The organism is Flaviaestuariibacter terrae, from assembly GCF_054777635.1.
On the sequence record NZ_BAAHAL010000006.1, the window covers coordinates 578,238 to 603,089 of the forward strand.

Below are 24,852 nucleotides of genomic sequence, written 5' to 3' on the forward strand. Positions count from 1 at the left end.
TCGTACCTCACCGGTACGCAAACAAAAATCCCGGGCAACCCGGGATAATATTTCTCGTGAACCGAAAACATAAAACTCAAAACGCCAACGCTCCTAATTCTTCTTGAGCTTCTTCGCAAACACCTTTTGAAACTTTTCGAGCTTAGGGCGGATAACCACCGCGCAATACGGGTTTGAGTATTTGTTGTTGCTGTAGTAATCCTGGTGGTAGTCTTCGGCTGCGTAAAAGCGGGCAAAAGGCGCCACCTCGGTTACGATCGGCTTATCGTAGGAGCCACTTTTGTTCAGCTCCGAAACGTAGTATTCGGCTTTTTGTTTCTGTGCGGCGTTATGGTAAAAGATCGCGCTGCGGTATTGCGTGCCTTCATCGGCGCCCTGCTTGTTGAGCGAGGTCGGGTCATGCACCTGGAAGAACACCTCGAGCAGATCATCGTAGGAGATCTTCTCGGGCTCGTATACCACCTGCACGCATTCGGCGTAGCCGGTAGCGCCCGTGCTGACCTCCTCGTAACTGGGGTTTGGCTTGCGCCCGCCCGAATAACCCGAGGTGACCTTGAGTACGCCATTGAGTTGTTCGAAGATGGCTTCTGTGCACCAGAAGCAGCCGGTAGCAAAGGTTGCCGTGTCGGTACGCTCCGCGGTAGTTTCGCTGTCGTAGATCGATGCGCTCATCTTGTTCGATTGTGTTTCGGCAACGCAGCCGGCCGCGATCCCCACGAGAACGAGGAGGCTGGCAATTACTTTATGGGTCATCAGGAGTTGCACTTATACCGCAAAATTCTACGGAAGGTCGACAAATAAAGCACAAAACGGCTTTTTTAACAAGGGTTTTCGGCGCGCTTTGGCTTTCTCTTAAGAGGGTGCGGTCCGGCTGTCGTACCTTCGCGTACCCCCGAAAAGCAAGGAATTCTACATGAAATTATACCCGGAATCAGCCCCGGTACAGCTGGAACTCGATAAGATCCGCGGCCTCCTCCACGAGCGCTGCCGGACGGAGTATGCCCGTGACAAAGCGCTTGGTCTGCGCATTCATACCCGGAAGGAAATCATTGAGCGCGAGCTGCTGCAAACACACGAGTACAAGCAGATCGCACAGAACGCGATCCATTTCCCCAACGACTACGTGCTCAACCTGCGCCGCGAGCTGCGGCTCCTTGCCATCCCCGGCTCGATGCTCGGGGGCGACGAGCTCGTTGGCATCCGCAAGCTTGCCGAAACGATGGAGCGCATATTCCGCTGGTTCGATTCGGAGCGCCGCACGGCCTACCCCGGCCTTGCCGCGGTTATCGAGGGCACCTATTACGAGAAGACCATCCAGTCCCTTATCAACGAGGTCATCGACGAAACGGGCACCGTGAAAGACAGCGCCTCGCCCGAGCTCGCACAGATCCGCAGCAGCCTGTACCGCAAGCGGCAGGAGCTGCGCCGCGTGTTCGACCGCATCGTGACCAAGCTCAATAAGAACGGGTACCTGGCCGATATCGAGGAAAGCTTCATGAACGGCCGGCGCGTGATCGCGGTGCTCGCCGAGCAAAAGCGCTCTGTCGGCGGTATCCTGCACGGCGAGAGCGACAGCCGCCGCACGGCCTTCATTGAGCCCGACGAAACCGTGGAACTGAACAACCAGGTATACGAGCTCGAGAACGAAGAGCGCAAGGAAGTGTACCGCATCCTGAAGCAACTCACCAAAGACCTGTCGATCTATGCGCCGCTGCTGAATACCTATCACGAGGTGGCCGGCGAATACGACTTTATTTACGCAAAGGCGCAGCTGGCCATTGCCCTGCATGCCGAATACCCGATCGTGCACGAGAAGGCCCACATCAACCTCGTGAACGCGCGGCACCCGCTGCTGCTCCTGTACAACGAGCGGAGCGGGAAGTCGACGATCCCGATGAACCTTCAGCTGGACGACGACCGGCGCATTCTCGTTATCTCTGGACCTAATGCCGGTGGTAAGACCGTTACTATGAAAACTGTGGGCCTCCTGCAGCTGATGGTGCAGAGCGGTCTGCTGGTGCCCGTGCATCCGTCGAGCACCTTTGGCATCTTCAAGCAACTGCTGATCCACATCGGCGATACCCAAAGTATCGAGTTTGAGCTCAGTACCTACAGCAGCCACCTGCTGCACATGAAATCGTTCATGGAAGTGGCCAACGGCCGCACGCTCTTCTTCATCGACGAGCTCGGCTCCGGCTCCGACCCCAACCTGGGCGGGGCATTTGCCGAAGTCATCCTCGAGGAGCTCGCGCGCAAGCATGCGATCGGCATCGTAACGACGCACTACCTCAACCTGAAGGTGATGGCCAACAAGACCAAGGGCATTCTTAACGGCGCCATGGCCTTCGACGAGAAGAAGCTGATGCCGCTCTACAAGCTGAATCTTGGCAAGCCCGGCTCTTCGTACACCTTCTCCATCGCCGAGCGGATCGGGCTCGAGCGGCGCCTCATCGACCGCGCACGCAGCCTCGTGGACAACGAGCACTTCAAGCTCGATAAGCTGCTGAACCGCACCGAGCAGGACCTCCAGGTGATCGACGAGAAGCAGCGCGAGCTGCAGAAGCTCCTCAAAGAAAACGAGCGGCTGAAGCGGGAGATGGAAGGCCTGATGGACCGGGAGCGCCACCGCCAGCAGGTAGAGTTGCTGAAGGAGCAGAACAAGATCTCCGAGGAGCGGCTCGCATACCTTAAAGACATGGAGCGCAAGCTGCGCCAGATAACGCTCGATTGGCGGAAGGCCGAGGACAAGAACCAGGTGTTCAAGGAAATGGCGGCACTCCTCTTCAAGCAAAACAACGAGCAGAAGGTCGTCAGCAAAAAGCAGAAGCAGCTCAACGCAAAATACGAGGAGCTATCCGGGGAAATACGGGTCGGCGACAAGGTCAAGATGAAGAAGAACCTGCAGGTAGGCGAGGTGCTCGAGCTGCGCGGGAAGCGCGCCGTGGTAAAGATCGGCCAGCTGCCCATGCAGGTAGACCTTGACAACCTGGTGCTCGTGAAGGAGATCGCCTCCGACGGCACTAACGGCTAAGCCCCATCGAACAGGCGAAAGCCCGACCATGGCCGGGCGCTATAGAAGGTCAAAAGACCAGCTCAGGAAAGCGCGAGCTTTTTCCCGGGCTTGATGAAGCTCCGGATCGAGTCGAGAAGCTCGGGAGCCGCGAAGGGCGGTATCCGCTCCATTACGGGCAGGCGTCCAAGCAGGAACTCCTCGATCTTTTGCTTCAGCCCCTGCTGGTCGTAGGCAACCTGGAGGCCGCAGGTTTTTTCGAGCATCACGCAGGTATCCACCTGGTGATTGTTGCGGGTTTCCTTCAGCCGGCCCAGTCTCGGGAATACAATCAGCGGCTTTTCCAGTTGCGATACCGAAATGATGGTGCCGGTGCCGGCGTGGCTCACGATCAGGTCGGAGCCCATGATATAGTCCTTGAACTCGGTTGGCCGGATATAGTCCAGCGTCCGGATGTTCTTCGGAACGTACTTCATTCCAAAAACCTGGGCAACGATTTCCTGGTTGCCGGGAAGCTGGGGCGCTATTTCGTCAACGGCCTGGATAAAACGGTCGAACGGCAGCTGGCTGCCAACGGTTACGAAGATCATTTGATTACATTTCCTGAGTAAACGAATTTGGGTGTGGCGAGGTGTTCCCATTGGGTATACACGCGGCTCGCAAACAGGGCGCAGACCTTGCCGCTGATGGAAACCTTTTCGGTATGGCAGGAGGCCTCCACCCAGATGGTGGTGGCGCCCAGAAGCCAGCCGATGAACAGGGCCAGCACGCCCGGAGCTGCGCCGGTCGTGATCACAACATCGGGCCGGATACGAGCCATGAGCCGGTAAAGTATCATGGCCGCCCTCGGGATCTTATAGACATTCCATTGACTGAAATCCGGGATGGTATGGTACGCATAGCCCCGGAAGGTGTCGGCGTAGCTGTCTAATGTCGACATGTAGATCAGCTCATGGTCATCGAATGCGGGTTGCAGCCGCAGTAGTTCTACAACATGGCCGCCGCCGGAGGCTACTCCTAGTACTTTCATGGTATTTGTTTTTGCCGAAGAGAGGCTTCAGGTTATTCAGGACAGGCCATTGCCATCAGGCAACCGCCGAGATCGATTTGTTGGCGGGCGCCGCGCTTTCCTGCGGTACCACGGCAGGCATCTGAACCACCTTCTGCAGGTCCTTCAACACGCCGTCCACCATCTGCACCGCGTAGTTGAGGCGCTCGGTGGTTTCGTAGTACGGGAGGCCGAAGCGAAGGATATGGTATTGCTGCCCGTCTTTCGCGTAGTTCATGATACACTTGCAGTGAATCTCCTTGCTGTTCAATTCCGTGTAGAGATCGTAGGCGATGGGCTCGTAGAAAGCGATCGAAAGCATGGGCGCCGCGCCGTTCTTGTTGAGGATCTTGTAAGGGATCTCGTATTTCGTAAGCACCTCTTCGAGCTGTTGCCGGAAGAGATCCGACAGGTAGCCGGAACGCCGGAGGATAAGATCGGGCCCGACGTTGCGGTACAATCGAAGCGATTCAAGGATCTCGGCATACAAGTGGAAGTCCTGACCGCCCTGCTGGGCGAGTCGGAGGCGCTGCGGTTCGGTACCGGCATCCATGCCGTTCCAGAAAAGCCCGCCGAGCCACTCGCGAAACTCGTCGCGGAGCCAGGTGAGGCCGCTGCCATATGGCCCGAAGATCCATTTGTGCAGGCTGCCTACCAGCACATCGGCCGTGCCGAAGGGCAATTCGTAAAGGCCGATGGATTGGGTAACATCGAGGATAAGCTTGCACTGCGGCGCCTCGGCGCGGATCACCTCGCTCCAGTAGGCATAGGGCGCAAGGTTACCGCTGGCGTAATACACATGGGACAGGAAGGAAACCTGCGGCTGCAGGCTGCCGATGGCCGAGCGGAAGCGCTCTTCGTCGTGGAGCACATCGTCTTCGAGGTAGTGCACCTCGAACTCGGGCAGCTGCTCAAAGACGCCAATGCCTCCGGGATGCTCGTGGCGCGACGTCACCACCTTGCAGGTGTTGCCGCCGTTTTTGCCAAACGCGCGGAGAAGCGCCAGGGCCAGGAGGTTTATCGTTTGCGAGGTTCCGTTTGCCACGACCAGCTCGTACCCGGCGGAGGGCCAGAGTTCAGCGGCGATATCGCGGATGGCGGCCACACAGGTGCGTCCCCGCTCGTACAATCCCAGCGGGCTTCCTTCAAGCTGGGTGCTGGCCGTATCGACGCGGACTTTTTTTACCACGGCAGAGACGGTGCCGAGCGTACCCGGGTTGAGATTGATGCGACCCGAGGGGAAATTGTTTTCACGAAATACCCGCCAGCTCGCTTCATCCGAAACAACATCGGCCGTTACTTCCGTTGCAGGCTCTTCGCAATCATATTGACCCTTGAAGGCGTGGATATGGTGTGTGAAGGCATGCGGCTGCACGCGCGACTCCTGCCGTGCAATGAGCGTGAAGGTTTCGCGCAGCACGTCGGTGAAGGCCGAGGCAGCCAGGTTGTTATCGATGTGCTCGGTCATCACCCGGATATTGTGCTTGACCGCATCGCTTTCGCTACGCGGGTCGAAAACATGGTTGATGGTCACGGCATAGCCCAGCTCCTCGCCGAGCTCGCGTACACTCTCTGCCAGCTCGTTGATGCTGCAGTTCGCCTTCGTTACATGGTTCACCACCTTGTGCGCGCCCTTGTCGGGCACGGTTCCGGCAATGAGCTCGAGCGAATTGACGGCATCTTTCATCGGCATGATCCCGGTGGTCTGGTTGCCTTTGCCATAGACGGTCAGCGGGTGGCCGACCATCGCCTGGGTCAGGAACCGGTTGACGACAGTGCCGAAGATATCGTCGTAGTCGAAGCGGGTGTAGAGGTCTTCGCAGTCCTGCATCTCGTCGATATAAACGCCGAAAAGCGTCGATTGCATCACCTCGGTGACGCGGAGGCCCCATTTGCGGCAGGCCATGGAGATGTAGTTGCTGTCGTTGATCTTGGAAATATGGTACACGTCGTCCGACTGCCGCGGGAAGGGCAGCGGGTTGACGGCCTTACGGCCGTTGAACTCGGGATGGAAGTAGCCTTCGGCAATATCGATGCCACCGCAGGTCGCGTATTCGCCCATCGAGCCCATCTTGATGACATGGGCTTCGGGCACATGCTTGCGCACGGCCCACAGGAGGCGCATGTTATTGCCTTCGTTGTTGTTGATCGTATAAAGCGATTCGGCCAGGCCCAGCATCGAATAGGGTGCCGAGCACTGCTGCGCCATATGATAAATGGTATGCGGCTGCTCCTCGCGGATCAGGTCTTCGAGCGCCGCCGAATTGACATCGAGCTGCACGTACTGAAGATTGTCCTGCCCGTACAGGTCGCGGAATGCGGCGAGGCGCTTCACCGGGCGCGCAATGGGAATAAGGCTGTCCGAGCCGATCTTGCGCACCGTATTGCGGCGCCATTCGTTGTCGGCGATAATGATTTTCGTGTCGGGGTGTGTAACGGCAAGCTTGAGTGAAATGGGCCAGCCATAATAGCCATCGCCGCCAAGAACAAGGATCGTGTTCTTCATGTCGGGATACGTTGAAGGGGTTAGCAATCGGGTATAGGTGTCCGGCACGGCCGGGTTACAGGATGCTTGCAAACCACTGTTTGGAACAACCGGTATTTCGGACGAGCGCTCTTGTGTGTTTTTAGGAATGTGCGGCGGGGGAGGGTTGGGGCTGCTGGCAGGAAGATGCCGGGAAGGCGAATTGGGTCGACGTACGGTTCATGGTTAAAGATTGTAGGTTAGCAATGCTGGGAACGAATTAAATATTAACATTCTTTGTGCCATTTTTCGCGGGTTCGCGCGGAGTCAACCCGTCCGGAAGACGCGTAAAACGATTGATCCTGTTTTGGTTGTACCCGCAAATGACCTTTCCTGTTTTTTTTAAAAAAAAGCGATCCGGTTGCAGAAAAGTGGGTCAGCGTCGCGTACGGACGAGACAGCAACCGGGCAGTAGCGCGTGTTGTTGTTGAAAAGCAACATAGCGGGGTGAAATTGAGGAGAACACGACTGTTGGCGCCGTTGCGCTTCCAGCGATTTTTCTGGAAGAGCGGACTCCGTCCGGCGCAGCCTGCAAACAGCAGGGGCCAAAAAAAGCCCGCCGTCGCACTTTGGTGCTTCGGCGGGCGGAGGCGGAGAGACAGGGATTCGAACCCTGGGTACAGTTGCCCGTACTTCGGTTTTCGAGACCGACCCATTCAACCGCTCTGGCATCTCTCCTTTGGTTGGGGCTGGCAAAAGTAGGGTTAAACCGCAAAACGGCAAACAAAAATTCCCCTGAGGTCTTATTTTCGGGGCAATAAAACTGCCCATGAGCCTCTTCTTCCCAGCCTTTTTTGAGACCAACGATTATTTTATCGACGAGAAGGTCCAGTTTCTCAAATTCCACAATGAATATAAAGTGTACGATGGTTCGGGCTTCCCGATCGGCACGGTACGCCAACATGTGCCTGGCTGGCAAAAGGCGCTGCGCCTCCTGCTGAACAAAAAGATGATGCCTTTCGAGCTGCAGGTGACCGACAACAACGGGCAGCGGATGGCGAGCCTGCACCGCGGCTGGACCTTCTGGCTCTCGAAGATCACGATCCGCGATGGCAACGGCAGCGAGACCGGCTATATCAAGCAGAAATTCACCCTGCTGAAGCCCCGCTTCCGCATCTTCGATACCTCCGGCGCACCGATATCGGAGATCAGCGGCGACTGGAAGGCCTGGAACTTTTCCATCATGGATGCCGGCGGCACGCAGATCGGCAGCATCAATAAGAAGTGGGCGGGGCTGGCCAAAGAACTCTTCACCAGCGCCGACAAATACAACGTGAGCATTGTTCCCGAGTACGCCGAAGACCGCAACAAGATGAATATTGTCGCAACGGCGATCACCATCGACATGGTGCTGAAGGAGAGCAAGTAAGCTGCCGCCGCAGGACTCCAGCCCGCCGTTGCAATGCGCCGGCGGACTGGAATTTCCGGCGCGCCCGGTACGATCGATGCTTCAGACTATGGTTCGATTTGGGCGAAGAGCCAGGACCTCATGTCGGGGAGCTGCAAAAACGCTTCGGCTTTATACGTTGTTTTCCAGCTTTTGCAGTGAATACGTATTCGTTCCAGCAGCAAAAGTTCCTGAGGCGGCACCCCCGCCAAAAGTTCGGGAACCAGGTAATCCGGCACGGTACGCCTATCCTGGAACGCTCCCAGGGTATCACTTAACCCAAGACAGGATTCCTTTGAGATAATTTTTTCCGGGAAGCATTCGGCGATGTCCGGGCCAATCAGCGGCCACAGGTACAACAGGTTTTTCAGGATCTTTCGCAATTCGTGCAGTTGCTCCTCGCCGGGCGTTGCCACGGTCAGCAACCGGCGCAGCTCCAATTGCGTGCTACGCAGAAATCCTTCGGCCCTCGGGGCTTTCCGGTTCTCCTGCAGCACGCGCCGCGCCCGGCGCCAGAACCCCGAGTGGGACCAGGAACAACGCTGGCGGCGAATTTCTTCTTTCAGGAGGGATTGCTTTGCCTGCAGGTTTTCGAGATAGTGATACGGAACGTGACTCTTGAATGCCGCGCTGAGCCGAAGTACCGTTTTTTCCTGGATCTGGAGGCCCCGCAGCTCGCCCACGGCATGGTAAAAGGCGTGCATCTTTTTCCCGATACGCAATGGGCGAGCCGCTTCGCCGCCGGCACCGCACAAGGCAACGAAAGCCCTCAGCTTTTTTACCTCCACCCGAAACTGGTGGATGTCTTCGGCAGCGAACTCCTCCAGCACGTTTTCCGAATGGCGCGCCAACGCATGGCATCTTTGGCGGAGGAACGAAAGGGCATCCTTCTTTTTCATACGGCTTCTGCGAGGCAGTTGCCTTTTCCTTCATTCGAAGTTAGGACAGGCTTTCGATGGAGACAGCGCCGTGTATGTGCCGGGCTTCCCAAAGCTGCTCCGTGGAGCGGGGGAGGCGCTCCGGCAGGAGGGGACAGGTTTCGAACTCATTTTTCGAAGACCTGATCGCCACAGTAAAATTTCTGAAGAATTTCGAACCACCTGGCGGACTGCGTCGGCCGAAACCCGCCGCAGAAGCGGGGTGCTAAAAAAGAAAAACCCGCCTTCGCTCTATCGAGCTTCGGCGGGTGGAGGCGGAGAGAGAGGGATTCGAACCCCCGGACCTGTAACAGTCAACGGTTTTCAAGACCGCCGCAATCGACCGCTCTGCCATCTCTCCGAAACGAAGATAGGGGCGGCGGCACAAACAGCCAAAACTGCGGTGGCATATGAATTGTGCGGATGGGCACAGCGGCGCCTAACGCCGCTCTTCAAGTATGCCTACAACCTCCCGCCGACTCCTTCCGCTCCTGGGCGTCCTGCTCATGCTAAGCGCTTCCTGCGTCAATACGAAGAAGACCGCCTACTTCACCGATGTTCCCGCGAACCTGACCGTGCCGAGCCCGGAGCCCGAGTTGCAACTCATCCATCCCGGCGACATCCTCTCGATCCAGGTCAGCTCGCCGAGCCCCGAGGCCGCGGTGATGTTCAATAACGCCACGACGATCCCGCTCAACGGCACCAACTCGGTGGTGGCCACGGGCTACCTCGTAGATCCCGATGGCTACATCCAGTTTCCGGTACTCGGAAAGGTGCGCGCCGGATCAGTATCCAAGAAGATGCTGACGGACGATATCCGCAACCAGCTTCTGGACAAAAAACTACTCCTCGACCCTGTTGTGTCCATCCGCTTCCTCAATTTTCGCGTGACGGTGCTCGGTGAAGTGGGCCATCCGCAGGTGGTGCCGGTACCCAATGAAAAAATTTCGATCCTCGAAGCCCTGGGCGCTGCCGGCGACCTGACGATCTACGGGCGCCGCGACAACCTGCTCCTGATCCGTGACGAAGGCGGCCAAAAGATGCTTACCCGCATTGACCTGAACTCAAAACAGCTGCTGACTTCCCCGTATTTCTACCTGCGCAACGGCGATGTCCTCTACGCGGAACCCAACAAAGCCCGCGTCGGATCGGCCTCCAATAGCCGCCAAGTTCTCCCGATCGTCTTAAGTGGCCTGTCCTTTGTTGCCATCATCCTTGACCGATTCACACGGTAAAACCGGATGATCATGCTAAACCGCCCCAAGAACAAAAACACCTCGCTGGCTGAACAGCTCAGCTTCCGCTATCTCCCGTATTGGCCACTCTTCGTCGTGCTCGCCCTGCTTTTCGGGCTGGCCGCGCTTGCCTACCTGCGCTACGCGACGCCGCTTTACGAGGCCAATGCAACGCTCCTGATCAAAGACGAGAAGAAGGGCGCCGACGAGCTCTCGATCTCCGAAGCGCTCAACATAGCCTCGGCGAAGAAGATCGTCGAGAACGAGGTCGTCGTGCTGCAATCGCGCAACCTAATCGACGAGGTCGTGCGCGGGCTGCACCTGTATGCGCCCATTTACGAGCAGGGCCGCATTGCCGATCGTGCTGCCTATACCACCTCGCCGGTCGATATCACGGCACTCAACCCGGAGAAGCTGAAAGAAACGGCGCCCATACCTTTCCAGTTCGACAGCCGCAGCCAGAAAGTTGTGCTCGCGGGTAAGGCTTACCCGCTCCAGGAGCCGGTGGTCACCCCCTACGGGGTTTTGCAGTTCAGCATGAACCCGCATTTCCGTAAGGCGGCCGAACACCCGCTCTATTTTCGCCTCTTCGATCCCCGCGTCGTATCGGCCGGGATCATCAAGCGCCTTGAGGTAACACCCGCCGGCAAGCTGTCGAGCATCGTACGCCTCAAAATGCGCGACGAAGTGCCCGAGCGCGGCGAAGACATCCTCAACACTCTTATCCGCAACTACAACGAGTCGAGCATCGACTACAAGAACACGGTAGCCCGCAATACGATCGCCTTTGTCGACGAGCGTATGCGCATCGTGCAGCGGGAGCTCAGTACGGTTGAAAAGCAGATCCAGAGCTACAAGGCCCGCAACAACGTGGTGGACCTGAGCGAGCAGGGCAAACTGTACCTGAAGAATGTCGGCGACAACGACCAGCGTCTAGCCGAGATCACGATGAAGATCGCCGTGCTCGACCAGGTGGAGCACTACCTCAACTCCAATGACGGAAAAAGTATTGTGGCTCCGTCTACACTGGGCGTGGAAGACCCGCTGCTTTCCGGATTGCTCCAGAAGCTGTATGAGACCGAGCTTGAGCGCGACCGCCTCCGGAAGACGACCGCCGAGAATCACCCCTCGATGCTTGCGCTCAACGACCAGATCGAATCGATGCGCCCCGGTATCCTCGAGAACATCCGCAGCCAGCGCCGCGGGCTGCAGGCCAGCCAGCGCGATCTGAGCCAGACCAACTCGGGCTACAACAACCTGCTGCAGACCATTCCGCAGAAAGAGCGCGAGCTGCTCGACGTTAGCCGCCAGCAATCGATTAAGAACAGCATTTATTCCTTCCTGCTGCAGAAGCGCGAGGAAACCGCCATCTCGTCGGCGTCGAATATCCCCGACAGTAAGGTTGTCGAAACCGCGCGCGCCACGCTGCTTCCGGTAAGCCCCAATAAGCCCTTCATCCTGGGAGCCGCGCTGCTGCTGGCTCTTGGCGTGGGCATCGGTTATGTAACGCTGCGCGAAACCGCGAGCCGCAGACTTCTTTTCCGCTACGAGCTCGAAGAGCTGACGGGCCTTCCCGTGATCGGCGAGGTAGCCGAGGTGCGGGGCGATCTCACGAAGCCGCAACCTGCAATCGGGGAGCAAATGCGTCATTTGGGTGTGGCTGCGGGGCTGTTCAGCAAGTCGGCCGGTAAAAAGAAAATTTTAATTACGTCCAGCATCGAGGGCGAAGGAAAAACGTTCGTGGCCGAGCACCTTGCATGGAATCTGTCGCTCTCTGGCAAGAAAGTTGTTTTGATACAGACGGACCTGCATTCCGGGCAGGAACAACGGATCTTTACCCAGGAAGGAGGCAACGGACTTGCTGATTTCCTGGAGAGCGAAACGGAACCCTACGAAATCATCAAAGGCACCGACTATCCCAACCTGTTTGTGATACCGGCCGGGAATACAGAAGTGCAGTCGACGGAATTATTACTGAATGGCAAGCTGGCCCCGCTGTTTGACTACCTGGAAGAAACCTTTGATTTTATTATCCTTGATGCCGCACCGGTAGGAACATCCACAGACGCCTACATCCTGGCCGAGTGGAGTGATTTGACGCTGTACGTGGTGCGCCATGCCTGGACCCCGAAATCCCTTATCCGAAAGCTGGACGAAACGCATCCTGTAAAAGCCCTTGGTAACCTCTCGCTCGTTTTCAACGGCGTCCGGTCCCGCGGGTACTTCGGAGCCAACGCTGGTTACGGGTACGGAACGAGCCAGCACCGTATTCCTACGGAACACTATAGGCCACTGCGGGCTTTCCTGCAAGGGCTCCAAACCACCTTCGGCAAGCCGAATCTGAAAGCGCGCCGCGCGCAGGTCAGAAAAGCTTAGATACCACGCCGATTCCACCGCCAGAGGACCAATCGCTTAGTTTTTTTTTCCGTCCGGCCTTTCCGGACCTGCTAACCTATAAAACCTACATCATGAACACCTTTCTACCCAACACAGGGCAGTGGTATGCGCTGTGTACCCGTCCGAAATGCGAGAAGAAAGTAGCCTCAACCCTCACGAAGAAGAAATTCGAAACCTACCTGCCCCTCCGTATGACGAAATCTCCCTGGAGCTTCCTCAAAACAACCGAACTGGAGCCGCTTTTCCCCGGTCTCGTGTTCGTACGCCTCCAGGAAGGACAGGCCGAAGAAGTACGCCGCATCCAGGGCGTCCATGGGCTGCTCCACTGGCTCAACCAGCCTGCCGTTATCCGCGAAGACGATATTGCCCTCATCAAGACCTTCCTCGCCAGCCACCAGAATGTGCGCACTGCCCGCACGGCCGTTCGCCACGAGCCGGTAGCCCTTTCGGTAGTTGAGCCCGATAATTCCGATAACCGCGTAGCCCGCATGCAGCACACCGTAAGCAGCTCACTGTCGTCGCTCGGCTATGTACTGATCGCCGACCTGCCGCAAAAGCAGCAGCAAAACGTAGAGGCACCCGTTCCGCAACTCTATCCCTATTACCGATATACCGACGCCAGCTAAGATATAGATGAACCAGACCACCCCGACCGTAACCGCCGCTCAGGGAAAGCGAAAAGCCCTGGTGAATTTCTTTTCGCTCTCCCTGCTGCAGATCGGCAACTATGTGTTGCCTATGGTAACCCTGCCGATCATCTCGCGGATCATCGGCCCGGGCAACTACGGCCTTATCAATTACATCTTCGCGTACGTCTACTACTTCGTGCTGTTCATCAATGCCGGCTTTGACCTGTACGGTGTGCGGCATATCATCCAGAACCGCGACAACCCGGAGGCCATCAATGCCGTGGTCAGCCGCATCGTGGCCGCGAAAACAGGTATCCTGGCGATGTGCGCCGTCGTGTTCACGGTACTCGTATTCTGTGTGCCGCAGCTGGCGCGCGAAAAAAGCGTCTGTCTCTTCGCCTTCCTCTACTGCTTCGGCTGGGTGATCAATCCAAGCTGGATGTACCATGCCATGCAGGAGACGAAGAAATTCGCCATCTTCAGCTTCTTTTCGAAGCTGACCTTCTCGGTAGCCATTGTGCTGGTCATCCGCGAGCGGAGCGACTATATCTACCACCCGCTGATCACGAGCCTCGCACACGTCGGCGTATCCTTCTTCTCGCTGCGCTACGCGCTTCGCCGCTACGGCATCAGGATCGTGACACCACGCTTCAACCAGTTGCTGGGAACGCTGAAGGATATCCGGCATATTTCTGCCGTGGAGCTCGTGCGCAACCAGGCGCAGCTTACCAACATCATCATCGCGGGCTCGCTGTTACCCGCGCACGATACCGGCTTTTACACAGCCGGTCTTCGCATTGTGATCATCGTGCAAAGCATCGTTTCGATGCCCCTCAACACGGTCCTGTTTCCCATCTTCGGCGAAGCCTTCGTGGGCTCGCACGAGGCGGGCATGGAGCGCGTACGCAAAACGCTTCCCTACGTCTTCCTCCTCACGCTGCTGATGTCGCTCGGCACCCTGCTGCTCGCGCCGCAGCTGATCGGGTTTGTATTCGGCAAAGAATTCATCGCGGCGATACCGCTGCTGCGGATCTTCTGCTTTGGGCTCCTCTTCTCCAACCTGAACACGGCGCTCGGGCAGCACATCATGCTTAACCTGAAGATGGACGGGCCCTACATGAAGTACATGCTGCTTGGCTTTGCCGTCAACATCGGGCTGCTGTTCGCGCTGACCCGCAGCAGTGGCGCCACGGGTGCGGCGATGGCCTGGCCGCTTGCGGAGCTCCTCGTGTTCCTGCTCTTCCTGGCGCACTTCCGGCTGCGCTCGCTCAAGGTGATCGACCCGGGCTGCTACCAGCCGATGCGCTTTTACCGCAATGCCCTCAAACTGATTCCCTCGCGCCGCTGAAGAGACAACTCAACCTAATCGTTCGTTATGGAAAAGATCAACCGGCTCCTGTTTCGCGTACAACGCAAGATGCGCAAGAAGCTCAAAGACGTCGACCTGTTTCGCCAATACCTGCTCCGGCGCGACGACCCGTCGCCGGCGGGAGCGGACGCGAAATCCGTTTGGCTCGACCTGCACCGCAACAGCTACGTGCGCTACCTCTATATCCTGGTGAAGTATTTCGAGTCCGAAGGCTACCAGGTTTATCTCAACGAAAACATCCCCTTCCTGCTGAGCCTCGGCGACGATTATTCGCGCTTTATCGTGGAGGAAGGCACAGTGAGCTTCGCCTCGCGGCCTCCCGAGGGGGCACTTTGCTTCAGCGACCGCCCGGGCCGCAGCGGCGTTGCCGGCATTTCCAATGATTACTTCCGCAGCTCGCCCGCCGAAGGGGCGGGCTACTACCATATTCCCATCGGGATGCACCCGTATATGTACAAATACGGCTATTGGAACACTCCGTACGACGACAGCCGCCGCAAGCTGTCCGTGTTCTTTGCCGGCAACTTCGACGCTACCGAATACAAGATCTTTTCGAGCTCGGGCAACTTCGACATGCTCGACCGGCTTGCCATCAGCAGGCAGCTGTGCGCGCTGGACAACTGCCGGTTCCCGTTGTCGGAGGAGTCGCTGCGGGCAGAAGCCGCCGATGGCGCCATCGACATTGTTGACAAGAAGAATTTCATCATCGACCAGCGCGACCTGCGCGGGATCATCGCCAACTACGCCTTCTTCATCGCCTGCCCCGGCGTGTTCATGCCCCTCTCGCACAATATTTACGAAGCAATGTCGGTGGGAACGGTGCCGATCATCCACGAAGAGTACGCAAGGCTCTTTGCGCCGGCGCTGCAGGACGGCATCAACGCGGTCGTGTACCACAACGGCAACTTCACAGAGAAGCTGCAGGAGGCACTTTCGTTTGATGCGCCCACAGTGGCACGCCTCGTCAGCAATACAAAAGAGTACTACGATCAGTACCTGTCGCCGGCGGCGATCGTGGCGGCCATCGCCAGCGGGAAGTACGGGCAGCTGTACCTGAACGCCGAGAAGACGAGCATCCGCCTCCTTACCGAGCGCAACGCCCGCAGCCGCCGTGCCCCGGTTGCCGCCATGGCCGCTTCGGCCTGATCCTTGTGTTAGAGAAGACACCCGTCCATGAACTTCATTACAAGTAAACCGGTCGCTTTCCTCCTGGGGCCGCTGCAGCTGTTCCTGTTTCTCCTGCCTACGGGAGCGCTTTTTGCTGCCATCCCCGCGCTGGCCCCCCTCGACGCGGTAATCAATTTCCTCAGCTTCGTCCTCATCTGCCTGTCGGTGGCGTACCTGTTCTTCTCCGACGAGATCCGCGTGTCCCTGGCCGGCTCGGGCGCCCTGTTCCTGTTCCTGGCCTTCGCACTGCTGTCGATGTTTTGGGTGCTGCCCGGGATGAAGGCGAACGCATCGCACCAGCTGACGCGAATGCTGCTCACCGTGCTGCAGTGCTACGTGATCGTCAACGTGCTGGGCCGCGCGCGGCTGTTCGATGTGCTGAAGCAATTTGCCATTGGCTTCGCACTCGGCAACCTCGCCTTTATGATCCTGTTTCCCGGCCAGGCCGCCTGGAACATGGAAGACAGCAGCCGCATCCAGGGCCTTTTCTCGTCGCCCAACAACATGGGTCAGTTTCTCGCCTTTGCCTTCATCGTCATCAACTTTCACAAGCGGGAGGGCATTCCCCTGGCGCTGCTGCTCCTGCTCGACGCGGCCATTGTGTACCAGATGCTGAAGTGCGACTCGATGACCTCGCTGGGCGGCGTGATCGTGCTCTTCGTGTGCTTCCAGCTGCGCTTCCTGCTGAAGCCGCTCTTCGTGGTCATCATAGCGGTGGGCATCATCGTTCCTTACCTCGACAAGATCCGCGGCACAACGTCCACGCCACTGGGCGTCAACAACCGCGACATGACCTTTACCGGCCGCACCGGCGTGTGGGAGATCCTCCGCGACGACCTTGCCGAGCAGCACCGCATGACCGAGGGCTTTGGCTACGGCGGCTACTGGCTTACCCAGGACGAATACAATCCTTACTCGCATATCCACGAGCTCGAGTGGTGGCCGGGGCAAGGGCACAATGGGTATATGGACATCCTTGTCAATACCGGGATCATCGGGCTTGTACTGGTGGTCTTCTTCCTGCTGCGGATGGTCGCGAGCATTTTCCGGCGCGCCTCCTTTGACGAGCCCGTGCTCTATTTTATCCCGCTGATCGTTCTCATCAACAATATCACCGAAGCAAGCCTGTTCCGCGAGAAGCACCTCTACTTCGTGTTGCTCTGCCTCGTGTTCTGGTACCTGTTCCTGCAACCGGAGGAAGCGACAGAGCCTGCGCCGGAAGCCGCGGCAGAAGGAACGCTGCTGGCCGGCGCTTAACAAATTGGCTATGGGCTACTACGTTACAAAACCTTCCTGGCTGAAAAAACTATACGGGCGCGTGACCTGGGAGCTGCCGTCGGCTACAAAGACGGCTTACCTGACCTTCGACGACGGGCCGCACCCGGAGCTGACGCCCTTCGTGCTCGACGAGCTCGCCCGCCGGAATGCAAAGGGAACGTTCTTCTGCCTTGGCCGGCAGGCCGAGCGCTACCCCGACATCGTCAACCGCATCCGCGACGAGGGACACAGCATCGGCAACCATACCTGGAATCATCCCGACGGCTGGCGTACGCGAAATGCCGACTATTACGGCGACGTCGCGAAGGCCGACGCCTTGCTCCACACGCGGCTGTTCCGCCCGCCGCATGGGCATGTAACGCCCTTCCAGGTGCGCCGCCTGCGCCGCGAGCAGGGCCTGCAGGTGATCATGTGGGGTATTCTGAGTGGGGATTTTGATGCGCAAACAAGCCCCGAACAATGCTACCGGAACGTTGCGAAGCACCTGCGTCCGGGCTCCATTGTCGTCTTTCATGACAACGATGCCGCTGCGGTAAACCTGCGGCACGCCTTGCCACGCCTGCTCGCGGACTTTTCAGCGCTAGGCTACAGCTTCGCGGCGATTCCGGAGCACAATTTGTGAGATTATTATCGAATGATTTAGGACCTACGAAAAACCTAAAGTACCCGATATGAAAGGCATCTCCGCGGTAGTCGCCACCTACCGGAGAAAGGACGAGTTGCGCCGTCTTTTCGATTCGGTTTTGGCGGGACCATCAACCCTATGCGAATTAATCATCGTGGACCAGAACACCGATGGATTGCTCGACAACCTGATGGCCGAGTACAGCAGCCGGCTTCCCCTCCGTCATATCAAGCTTACCGAGGCCAACCAGTCGAAGGCACGTAACCTTGGTGCCAGCCAAGCCCGGTACGACATCATTTGTTTTCCCGACGACGATTGCTGGTACGAGCCCGGCGCCTTCAAGGGTGCGCAGTTGCACTTCGAGCGGCAGCCCGATACCGACCTGCTGATCATCAACTGGGTTCAGAATCCCTATCGCCACGACCTTTCGCGCCGGCTGACGAGTAAGGAGCTTTTTTCCTTCCGTTCGGTGGGCTATGTTACCTACGTTCAGTTTTACCGCAAAAGCGCCTTCGTGTCCCTTGGCGGCTTTCTCGACAACGTGGGGATCGGCCAGTTTATCGGCGGGGGAGAAGACAGCGAGCTCACCTTCCGCGCCATGCACCGCGGCCTGCATATCTACTACGAGGCGAGCATCCGGGTCAACCATAACTACATCCCGGTGCAGACGCGCACACCCGAGGTGATCCGCGCGCGGCAGCGGGGCATGGGTATGGTTTATGCAGTTTACGATATACCCTACATGGTAATCCTGCGCGGCATGATGGCTCCTTTGCTCAAGATGATGGTCACGATGAACCGGAAGAAGTCAGGCGAGTTTTACAATATTTTCCGCGGGCGCCTCGAGGGATTTGTGCATACGCTGCGGCACCGGCGAGTGCTCCGCCAGTCCGCCTAACGACCTAAAACCGGCAACCGTCCATGAATACTCCAAACTACCTCATTTACACCACGGTCACCTGCTGGGATGAGCCGCCCCGTGCGCGGCACCAGGTGGCCCACGAGCTGAAGAAAGAAGGCGCCGTTTACTTTGTCGAAAAGAACCGCACCGGCAGACCGCGTGTCGAAGTGCACGAGGCAGAGCCCAACGTGTTCGTGATCACGCCCTATTACTGGATCGATTACCGCGTACGCTACCGCACGCCGCTGGTCAACGAAACCTACCACAACTGGTTGCTCCGCGAGGTCCGTGCGCTGGGAGTGGACTTCGAGCTGGTCATCAGCTTCGACTACACGGCTCCCGGGATCCACCGGTTTTTCGACAACGTCATCTTCTACTGTGCCGACGACAACGTAGGCTTCGGCAACTTCAACCCATACCTGGTCAATCTTTACCATACGCGTACCGAGCGGCTTGTAGCCAGCAAGGCCCGCCTTTGCGTGGTCACCTCCGAGTATATGGGCGGCAAGATCGGCCGCTACAATCCGGCAACGCATGTAGTGCCGCTGGGTGCTCCGGAAATCGATTACGAGGTTTCGTTCGACCGGCCGAAGCGCAGCGGTCTGCCGGTGCTCGCACTGGTTGGCTACCTCGATAACAACCTTGATTTCGAGCTTGTCGACGAGCTCCTCGATAATTACATCATTCACTTTATCGGGCCGGCAAATGCGGCGAACCGCGAGCGGCTCGGGCGGCATGAGAATGCGCGGATGCTGGGACCGAAGACCGGCAAGGAACTGTATGACGCCATCCAGGAAGCCGATGCCTGCATCGCCCCCTACGACCTGCGCCGGCTCAACAAAGGCGCAACGCCCAACAAGCTGTGGCTCTACCTCGCCATGGGAAAGCCGGCGATCCTGACCGATATGCCGAATATCCGCAATTGGGAATTCGGGGAAGGGCTCGTGTATAAATGCCGCAAGGAAAACTTCCTCGACTCCTGCCGGCGTGCCCTTGCGGAAGACAGCCCGGAGCGGTCGAAGCAACGGATCCAGGTGGCCCGTGGCAACAGCTGGGAGGCCCGGGTGCGGCAGATCAAGCAATTGTATTACCAGCAGGCGCAGCTGACGCCTGTCCGTGAAAAAGCCGGACTTACGCCTTCCCTATGAGCCCGACCAAACCGAAACAACGAATCGTGGCCATCGCTTCGGGCGGGGGACACTGGATAGAGCTTGTTCGCCTCCGCCCGTTACTGGAAAAGCACGAGGTCGTTTACTGCTCCACCAACCAGGGCTTTGCCGAAACCGTGAAAGGCTATCCCTTTCACCTGGTGCCGGAAGTAAGCCGCTGGCAGAAATGGAAAGTGTTGCCGGTGTTTCTCCGGATTGCGCGCGTTTTGCGATGCAGCAAGCCACAGGTGGTGATCTCCACGGGTGCAGCCCCGGGCGTGCTCGGCCTGCTGGTGGGCAAAATGCTCGGGGCCCGCACGATCTGGATCGAAAGCATCTGCCACGCCGAGAAAATATCGTTGAGCGGGCGCATCGCCCTCAAATTCTGCGACCGCGTTTATACCCAATGGCCGCACTTGGCCGGCGGTCGCGTCATCTACCAGGGATCTGTACTATGAATGTATTTGTTACGATCGGCAGCCAGGAGCCCTTTCCGCGGCTGCTCCGGATCATCGATGAACTCGCGCCGCAATTCCCGGGCTTGCGCTTCGTTGTGCAAACGACCACCGGCCATCCCTTCAGGGGCCGGCATATCGAGGCTTTGGACTTTATTCCGCCCGCCCAGTTCCGGCAATACCTGCTTGACGCCGACCTCGTCGTTGCGCATGCCGGTATCGGGAGCATCCTGAACGTGCTGGAGCTGGAAAAGCCGATCATCGTGTTTCCGCGCCGCGCCGAGCACCGCGAAACCCGCGACAACCACCAGGTACATACCGCCCGGGCCTTCGTGGAGCAGGGCTACCTGCAGATGGCCGAAACTAAGGAGCAACTGGAGGAGGCCCTGACGGCTTTCAGCAGCGGCGACCTACCCGGTGCTGTCCGGATCCGGCAACACGCCTCCGACGAGCTGCTTGGGTCGCTGGAAGCCTTTATCGGGTAATTACTTCAGGGGAGCACATAAAAAAAAGACGGGCACCTGCCCGTCTTTCTGATTCGGTAACGATCTTACTGGAACGACACCTGGTGCTGAATCACGTTGTTGATGTTGTTGATGATCACCGGCAGCAGGCTCGCGTTGGAATAGTAGGCGATAACGATCTTGCCGTTCGTGCGCGTGGCGTTGGCCAGGTCGCCGGGGAAGATTCCTGCCTGTACCTGCTTCAGGTCGAGCGCAATCGTGGCGGTGTAGGTGTGGTTGGCTTCGAGGGTGACCGTAGGCAGCTTGGTAGCGATCTCTACAAACTGGTCAATATTTACCTCTACCGGAACCGAGGCGCCGTTGATCATCGTGCTTCCCACGAGCTTGAGCGCGGGGTCGCGCGAAGGGATCATCTGGTAGTTGAACTCGGCGTTGGTGTAGGTGCCGGGCTTCACGGGAACGGTTGTGAGCGTAAAGCCGCCGCTGCCGAAGAAGTCCGACGGCTGGAAGTTGTATTGGTACACCTCCACGCGGCTGGTGCCGTCGCCCTTAAAGGCTACCTGCTTGCCGGTTCCGGTTACCGCGGTGAATTTTATCAGGCCCGAGTCCTGGTTGATCGCTTTCACCTTGAAGGTAACGTGGGCCGAGTCGGCGCTCGTAGGTCCTGTTGGATTGTCGCTGCTGTTCTTCTTGCAGGAGGTGAAAAGTGCGCCGGAAATGAAGAGGGAGGCGCACAGGAGTGCTGTGATTTTCATGGTAGTTGCTTTTTGTATGACGATTAAGGTTACAATGCCTTGCGGCACGAAAATTTCAACTGAAGGACAGGCCTTCCTGTGCAGTGTTGCAACTGCAGTGCCAAGGAGGAACCCAACCTAAAGCCGACATGAACCGACGACATTTCAGCGCGTTCCAATTCCTTTTCTCTTTTCTGGACCTGGCAGCGCTTAACATCGCTTATGTACTGTACCTGTTCTCGCAGGACCGCAGCGGTCCGCTCAACAGCGGCTACCTGTTGTTTTTCGTGCTGCTCAACGTACTCTGGATTTTTTGTTGCTTTATTTTCTCACTTTACAGCCCGAGGACCTTTTTTAAAGCGGAAATCTTCATCAAGAACTCGGCAAAAGCTTGGTTTCTCTTCCTTCAGGTCGGTGTGCTATATATCTTCTTCAGCAACCATTCGTTCTCCCGCTCTTTTCTCACCCACTTTCTCCTTGGCTTTGGCGGCATCCTGCTCGTAACGAGGCTGCTGTATATCGGGATCAGCCGCTATGTGCAGTTCGAGGAGCGCTCGCTCCGCCGCGTAGCCATTCTCGGCTACAACGACATGGGCAAGCGGGTGGCGGAAATGCTCGACGAGAACAACCGCGACATCCGCATCGAGGGGTATTTCGAGGATTATAACAAAGTCCAGGAGCTGTCGCTCTACCCGATCCTGGGCAACCTCAAGGACTGCCTCGACTACTCGGTGCAAAATGGCGTAACGGAGATCTATTCGACCCTGCTGCCGAAGGACAACGAGTATCTCTACGAGCTGGCCGAGATCGCGGAAGACAATTTCATCCGAGTGCGCTTCGTGCTCGACTACAACCTGTTCATCAACCGCGCGATGCACGTCGATTTTTTGGATGACGTGCCCGTACTCAGCCTGCGCCGCGAGCCGCTCACGGAGCTTGGCAACAAGATCATGAAGCGCGCCTTCGATATCGCCTTCAGCTCCCTCGTGATCCTGTTCCTGCTGAGCTGGCTGGTGCCGATCATCGCCCTGGTCATTCGAATCGATTCCAAAGGGCCGGTGTTCTTTACCCAGAACCGACTGGGGCGCGACAAGAAGATCATAAAGGTCTTCAAGTTCCGCTCGATGAAGGTGGCCGAAAAGGACACCGAGTACAAGCAGGCCACGAAAGACGACGACCGCATCACGCGCGTGGGCCGCTTTATCCGCAAAACCTCGCTCGACGAGCTCCCGCAGTTCTTCAACGTGCTGCTCGGCAGCATGAGCGTCTGCGGTCCAAGGCCGCACCCGCTCAAGATGAACGACAACTACCGCACGGTCATCAACAAGTACATGATCCGCCACTTCCTCAAGCCCGGAATCACGGGCTGGGCACAGGTCAACGGCTACCGCGGTGAAACCAAGGACCTGCGCGATATCCAGGGCCGCATCGAGCACGACATCTGGTATATGGAAAACTGGAGCTTCTGGCTCGACGTGAAGATCATCTTTCTCACGGCCTACAATATCATCAAGGGCGAGGAGAATGCGTATTGAGGGCGGATGACCTATGTCCGATGTCTGATCCCGGATGTAGGATGTAGAGTGTAGGGGCTAGGGTGTAGGGATGGACCGTCTTTCTGCTATTTGCCCCTTTGCTGATCCGCACTTTCGCACATTGCTTCGTCCCGCCATTACTTTTGCCGGGTGAAACACCTCAAGCATCTCGGGAAATACTTTTATAAATACCGCTGGCGGCTGAGCGCCGGCATCTTCTTTATCCTCGTGTCGAACTACTTCGGCATCCTGGCGCCGCAGGTCACGGGCTTTATCTTCAAGTACGTGCAGGAGATGCTCGGCCACCAGGCTGTCGACAGGGGCGGGGAAGCGCGCTACGATACGCTCGTGCAGGCCTTTGTCCACTTCGTGCGCGGGCACCGGATGTCGATAGGGCAGGTGGTGACCCTGGCGGGCGTGACCATCCTCCTGCTGGCGCTGCTCCGCGGGCTCTTTATGTTCCTGATGCGGCAAACGATCATCGTGATGAGCCGCCACATCGAGTACGACCAGAAAAACGAGGTATACGCGCATTACCAGCAGCTCGACGCCGGCTTCTTCAAAGCCCACAGCACCGGCGACCTCATGAGCCGGATGTCGGAGGATGTGAGCCGCGTACGGATGTTCACCGGGCCGGCCATCATGTACCTCGCCAACCTTACGGCACTCATCGGCCTGTCGGTGTTTTTCATGTACCGACGCAGCCCCGAGCTGACGCTCTACGTCCTCTCGCCGCTGCCGCTGCTTGCCTTCACCATCTACCGGGTAAATACGATCATCCACCGCCGCAGCGAATCGCTGCAGGCCACGCTATCGGCCATCACGGTCAATGCCCAGCAATCGTACAGCGGCATCCGCGTCATAAAGTCGTTTGTGCAGGAGCGGGCGATGAGGGGCTACTTCGAGGAGAACAGCGAGCGCTACCGTCGCGACGCGACCACCCTCGCCAAGATCGAATCGCTGTACTTCCCGTCCATGGCCCTCTTTATCGGCATCAGTACGCTGCTTACGATCATGATCGGCGGCTTTGCCGTCATCAACGGGCACATGAAGTCGGAGGTGATCGTTGAGTTCGTGATCTATATCAACCTGCTCACCTTTCCCGTAAGCGCCATCGGCTGGACGGCCTCCATGATCCAGCGGGCGGCGGCTTCGCAGAAACGCCTCAACGAGTTCCTGCAAACGGCCCCGCTCATCGTCAATGCGCCGGGCAGCCGGAGCCAGGAACTTACCGGGGCCATCGAGTTCCGCCATGTCGACTTCGTTTATCCCAACACGGGCATCCAGGCGCTGCACGACTTTACGCTGCGTATCGAGGCCGGGCAAAAGATCGCCATTGTTGGCCGCACCGGGTCCGGAAAAAGCACGCTGGTACAGCTGCTCCTGCGGCTCTATGATCCCTCGGCCGGGCATATCGTGCTCGACGGCGTTGACGTTGGCAGCCTCGACCTTGGTAGCCTGCGCCGCCAGGTGAGCTATGTGCCGCAGGATGGTTTCCTCTTCAGCGACAGCATTGCCCGCAATATTTCCTTCGGTGCCGCGGGTATCACGCAGGAGCAGATCGAGGCGGCGGCGCGGGCCGCGGCTGTGCACCGCGATATCAGCGGCTTTCCGCTGGGTTACGAAACACTGGTGGGCGAGCGTGGTGTCACCCTAAGCGGCGGTCAGAAGCAGCGCGTATCCATCGCCCGGGCGCTTGTGCGCGACACACCGATCCTCATCCTCGACGATTCGCTGAGTGCTGTGGATACGCGGACGGAGCGCGAGATCCTGGGGCATATCGACGAATACCTAAAAGACCGCACATCCATCGTCATCACCCATAAGGTTCTCAGCCTTTCCGGCTTCGACCGGATCGTGGTGCTCGACGAAGGCCGCATAGCCGAGAGCGGTACCCATGCCGACCTGCTGGCCCGTGGCGGACTCTATGCCGAGATGTACAAAAGCCAGCTTACACAGGACGACCGGGAGGGACTTTAGCAAATTTGGACGAATGAAAAGAAGGGTTATATTTGGAGTACAAAACCAA

General features: G+C 57.9%; 21 protein-coding genes and 2 tRNA genes. 15 read left to right on the plus strand and 8 right to left on the minus strand.

What is annotated here, in order from left to right:
• Window positions 1–93 precede the first annotated feature (93 nt).
• On the minus strand, window positions 94–753 hold the full coding sequence (gene msrA, locus ACYU7Z_RS03225; RefSeq protein WP_460567307.1) for a peptide-methionine (S)-S-oxide reductase: 660 nt from the start codon (window positions 751–753) through the stop codon (window positions 94–96).
• A 160-nt stretch (window positions 754–913) separates the two neighbouring features.
• Here msrA and ACYU7Z_RS03230 point away from each other — a divergent pair, with 160 nt between their 5' ends.
• Window positions 914–3,031 carry an endonuclease MutS2 gene (locus ACYU7Z_RS03230; protein ID WP_460567309.1) on the plus strand — a complete coding sequence of 706 codons (2,118 nt, stop codon included), beginning with the start codon at window positions 914–916 and terminating at the stop codon, window positions 3,029–3,031.
• A gap of 62 nt (window positions 3,032–3,093) precedes the next feature.
• Here the strand turns inward: ACYU7Z_RS03230 and ACYU7Z_RS03235 are convergent, their stop codons facing one another.
• From ACYU7Z_RS03235 to ACYU7Z_RS03250, 4 genes are all read right to left on the minus strand, one after another.
• Window positions 3,094–3,600: a glycosyltransferase gene (locus ACYU7Z_RS03235; RefSeq protein ID WP_460567311.1), complete on the minus strand. Its 507-nt coding sequence runs from the start codon at window positions 3,598–3,600 to the stop codon at window positions 3,094–3,096.
• Window positions 3,597–4,040 (minus strand): oligosaccharide biosynthesis protein Alg14, encoded by a 444-nt coding sequence (locus tag ACYU7Z_RS03240; RefSeq protein ID WP_460567313.1) that lies wholly within the window; start codon window positions 4,038–4,040, stop codon window positions 3,597–3,599. Before ACYU7Z_RS03240 ends, ACYU7Z_RS03235 begins: the two co-directional genes overlap by 4 nt.
• Window positions 4,041–4,095: 55 nt before the next feature.
• On the minus strand, window positions 4,096–6,564 hold the full coding sequence (locus ACYU7Z_RS03245; RefSeq protein ID WP_460567315.1) for an aminotransferase class V-fold PLP-dependent enzyme: 2,469 nt from the start codon (window positions 6,562–6,564) through the stop codon (window positions 4,096–4,098).
• A 609-nt stretch (window positions 6,565–7,173) separates the two neighbouring features.
• Window positions 7,174–7,260, minus strand: a tRNA-Ser gene (locus ACYU7Z_RS03250).
• Window positions 7,261–7,351: 91 nt separating this feature from the next.
• Between ACYU7Z_RS03250 and ACYU7Z_RS03255 the strand changes: the two genes are divergently transcribed.
• A complete protein-coding gene (locus tag ACYU7Z_RS03255; protein WP_460567317.1) occupies window positions 7,352–7,951 on the plus strand; it encodes an LURP-one-related/scramblase family protein in 600 nt (199 codons plus the stop codon).
• Between the two features lie 86 nt (window positions 7,952–8,037).
• On the opposite strand, the gene ACYU7Z_RS03260 is transcribed toward ACYU7Z_RS03255, so the two are convergent.
• Together ACYU7Z_RS03260 and ACYU7Z_RS03265 are read right to left on the minus strand one after the other, a co-directional pair.
• A complete protein-coding gene (locus ACYU7Z_RS03260; RefSeq protein ID WP_460567319.1) occupies window positions 8,038–8,868 on the minus strand; it encodes a CHAD domain-containing protein in 831 nt (276 codons plus the stop codon).
• A gap of 294 nt (window positions 8,869–9,162) precedes the next feature.
• A tRNA-Ser gene (locus tag ACYU7Z_RS03265) sits at window positions 9,163–9,247 on the minus strand.
• Window positions 9,248–9,344: 97 nt separating this feature from the next.
• On the opposite strand from ACYU7Z_RS03265, the gene ACYU7Z_RS03270 reads away from it, so the two are divergent.
• The 11 genes from ACYU7Z_RS03270 (at window position 9,345) to ACYU7Z_RS03320 (ending at window position 20,575) form a co-directional block, all read left to right on the plus strand.
• The gene (locus ACYU7Z_RS03270; RefSeq protein WP_460567321.1) at window positions 9,345–10,121 is read left to right on the plus strand and encodes a polysaccharide biosynthesis/export family protein; all 777 of its coding nucleotides are present in this window, start codon (window positions 9,345–9,347) and stop codon (window positions 10,119–10,121) included.
• Between the two features lie 12 nt (window positions 10,122–10,133).
• Window positions 10,134–12,497, plus strand: coding sequence for a GumC family protein (locus tag ACYU7Z_RS03275; RefSeq protein ID WP_460567323.1), 2,364 nt, complete (start codon window positions 10,134–10,136; stop codon window positions 12,495–12,497).
• A 92-nt stretch (window positions 12,498–12,589) separates the two neighbouring features.
• Window positions 12,590–13,144, plus strand: coding sequence for a transcription termination/antitermination NusG family protein (locus tag ACYU7Z_RS03280; RefSeq protein WP_460567325.1), 555 nt, complete (start codon window positions 12,590–12,592; stop codon window positions 13,142–13,144).
• A 7-nt stretch (window positions 13,145–13,151) separates the two neighbouring features.
• Window positions 13,152–14,495, plus strand: coding sequence for an MATE family efflux transporter (locus ACYU7Z_RS03285; RefSeq protein WP_460567327.1), 1,344 nt, complete (start codon window positions 13,152–13,154; stop codon window positions 14,493–14,495).
• A 27-nt stretch (window positions 14,496–14,522) separates the two neighbouring features.
• The gene (locus tag ACYU7Z_RS03290) at window positions 14,523–15,662 is read left to right on the plus strand and encodes a hypothetical protein (RefSeq protein ID WP_460567329.1); all 1,140 of its coding nucleotides are present in this window, start codon (window positions 14,523–14,525) and stop codon (window positions 15,660–15,662) included.
• Window positions 15,663–15,689: 27 nt separating this feature from the next.
• Window positions 15,690–16,940 carry an O-antigen ligase family protein gene (locus ACYU7Z_RS03295; RefSeq protein WP_460567331.1) on the plus strand — a complete coding sequence of 417 codons (1,251 nt, stop codon included), beginning with the start codon at window positions 15,690–15,692 and terminating at the stop codon, window positions 16,938–16,940.
• Window positions 16,941–16,950: 10 nt separating this feature from the next.
• On the plus strand, window positions 16,951–17,583 hold the full coding sequence (locus ACYU7Z_RS03300) for a polysaccharide deacetylase family protein (protein ID WP_460567333.1): 633 nt from the start codon (window positions 16,951–16,953) through the stop codon (window positions 17,581–17,583).
• A gap of 49 nt (window positions 17,584–17,632) precedes the next feature.
• On the plus strand, window positions 17,633–18,484 hold the full coding sequence (locus ACYU7Z_RS03305; protein WP_460567335.1) for a glycosyltransferase family 2 protein: 852 nt from the start codon (window positions 17,633–17,635) through the stop codon (window positions 18,482–18,484).
• Window positions 18,485–18,507: 23 nt separating this feature from the next.
• A complete protein-coding gene (locus ACYU7Z_RS03310) occupies window positions 18,508–19,635 on the plus strand; it encodes a glycosyltransferase family protein (RefSeq protein ID WP_460567337.1) in 1,128 nt (375 codons plus the stop codon).
• Window positions 19,632–20,093, plus strand: a complete 462-nt coding sequence (locus ACYU7Z_RS03315; protein WP_460567339.1) for an oligosaccharide biosynthesis protein Alg14 — start codon at window positions 19,632–19,634, stop codon at window positions 20,091–20,093. The genes ACYU7Z_RS03310 and ACYU7Z_RS03315 overlap by 4 nt, the downstream gene beginning before the upstream one ends.
• A complete protein-coding gene (locus ACYU7Z_RS03320) occupies window positions 20,090–20,575 on the plus strand; it encodes a glycosyltransferase (protein WP_460567341.1) in 486 nt (161 codons plus the stop codon). The genes ACYU7Z_RS03315 and ACYU7Z_RS03320 overlap by 4 nt, the downstream gene beginning before the upstream one ends.
• A gap of 65 nt (window positions 20,576–20,640) precedes the next feature.
• On the opposite strand, the gene ACYU7Z_RS03325 is transcribed toward ACYU7Z_RS03320, so the two are convergent.
• Window positions 20,641–21,309, minus strand: a complete 669-nt coding sequence (locus tag ACYU7Z_RS03325) for a hypothetical protein (RefSeq protein WP_460567343.1) — start codon at window positions 21,307–21,309, stop codon at window positions 20,641–20,643.
• Window positions 21,310–21,437: 128 nt separating this feature from the next.
• Here ACYU7Z_RS03325 and ACYU7Z_RS03330 point away from each other — a divergent pair, with 128 nt between their 5' ends.
• Window positions 21,438–22,823, plus strand: coding sequence for an undecaprenyl-phosphate glucose phosphotransferase (locus ACYU7Z_RS03330; RefSeq protein ID WP_460567345.1), 1,386 nt, complete (start codon window positions 21,438–21,440; stop codon window positions 22,821–22,823).
• Between the two features lie 150 nt (window positions 22,824–22,973).
• A complete protein-coding gene (locus tag ACYU7Z_RS03335) occupies window positions 22,974–24,803 on the plus strand; it encodes an ABC transporter ATP-binding protein (RefSeq protein ID WP_460567347.1) in 1,830 nt (609 codons plus the stop codon).
• Window positions 24,804–24,852: the final 49 nt, after the last annotated feature.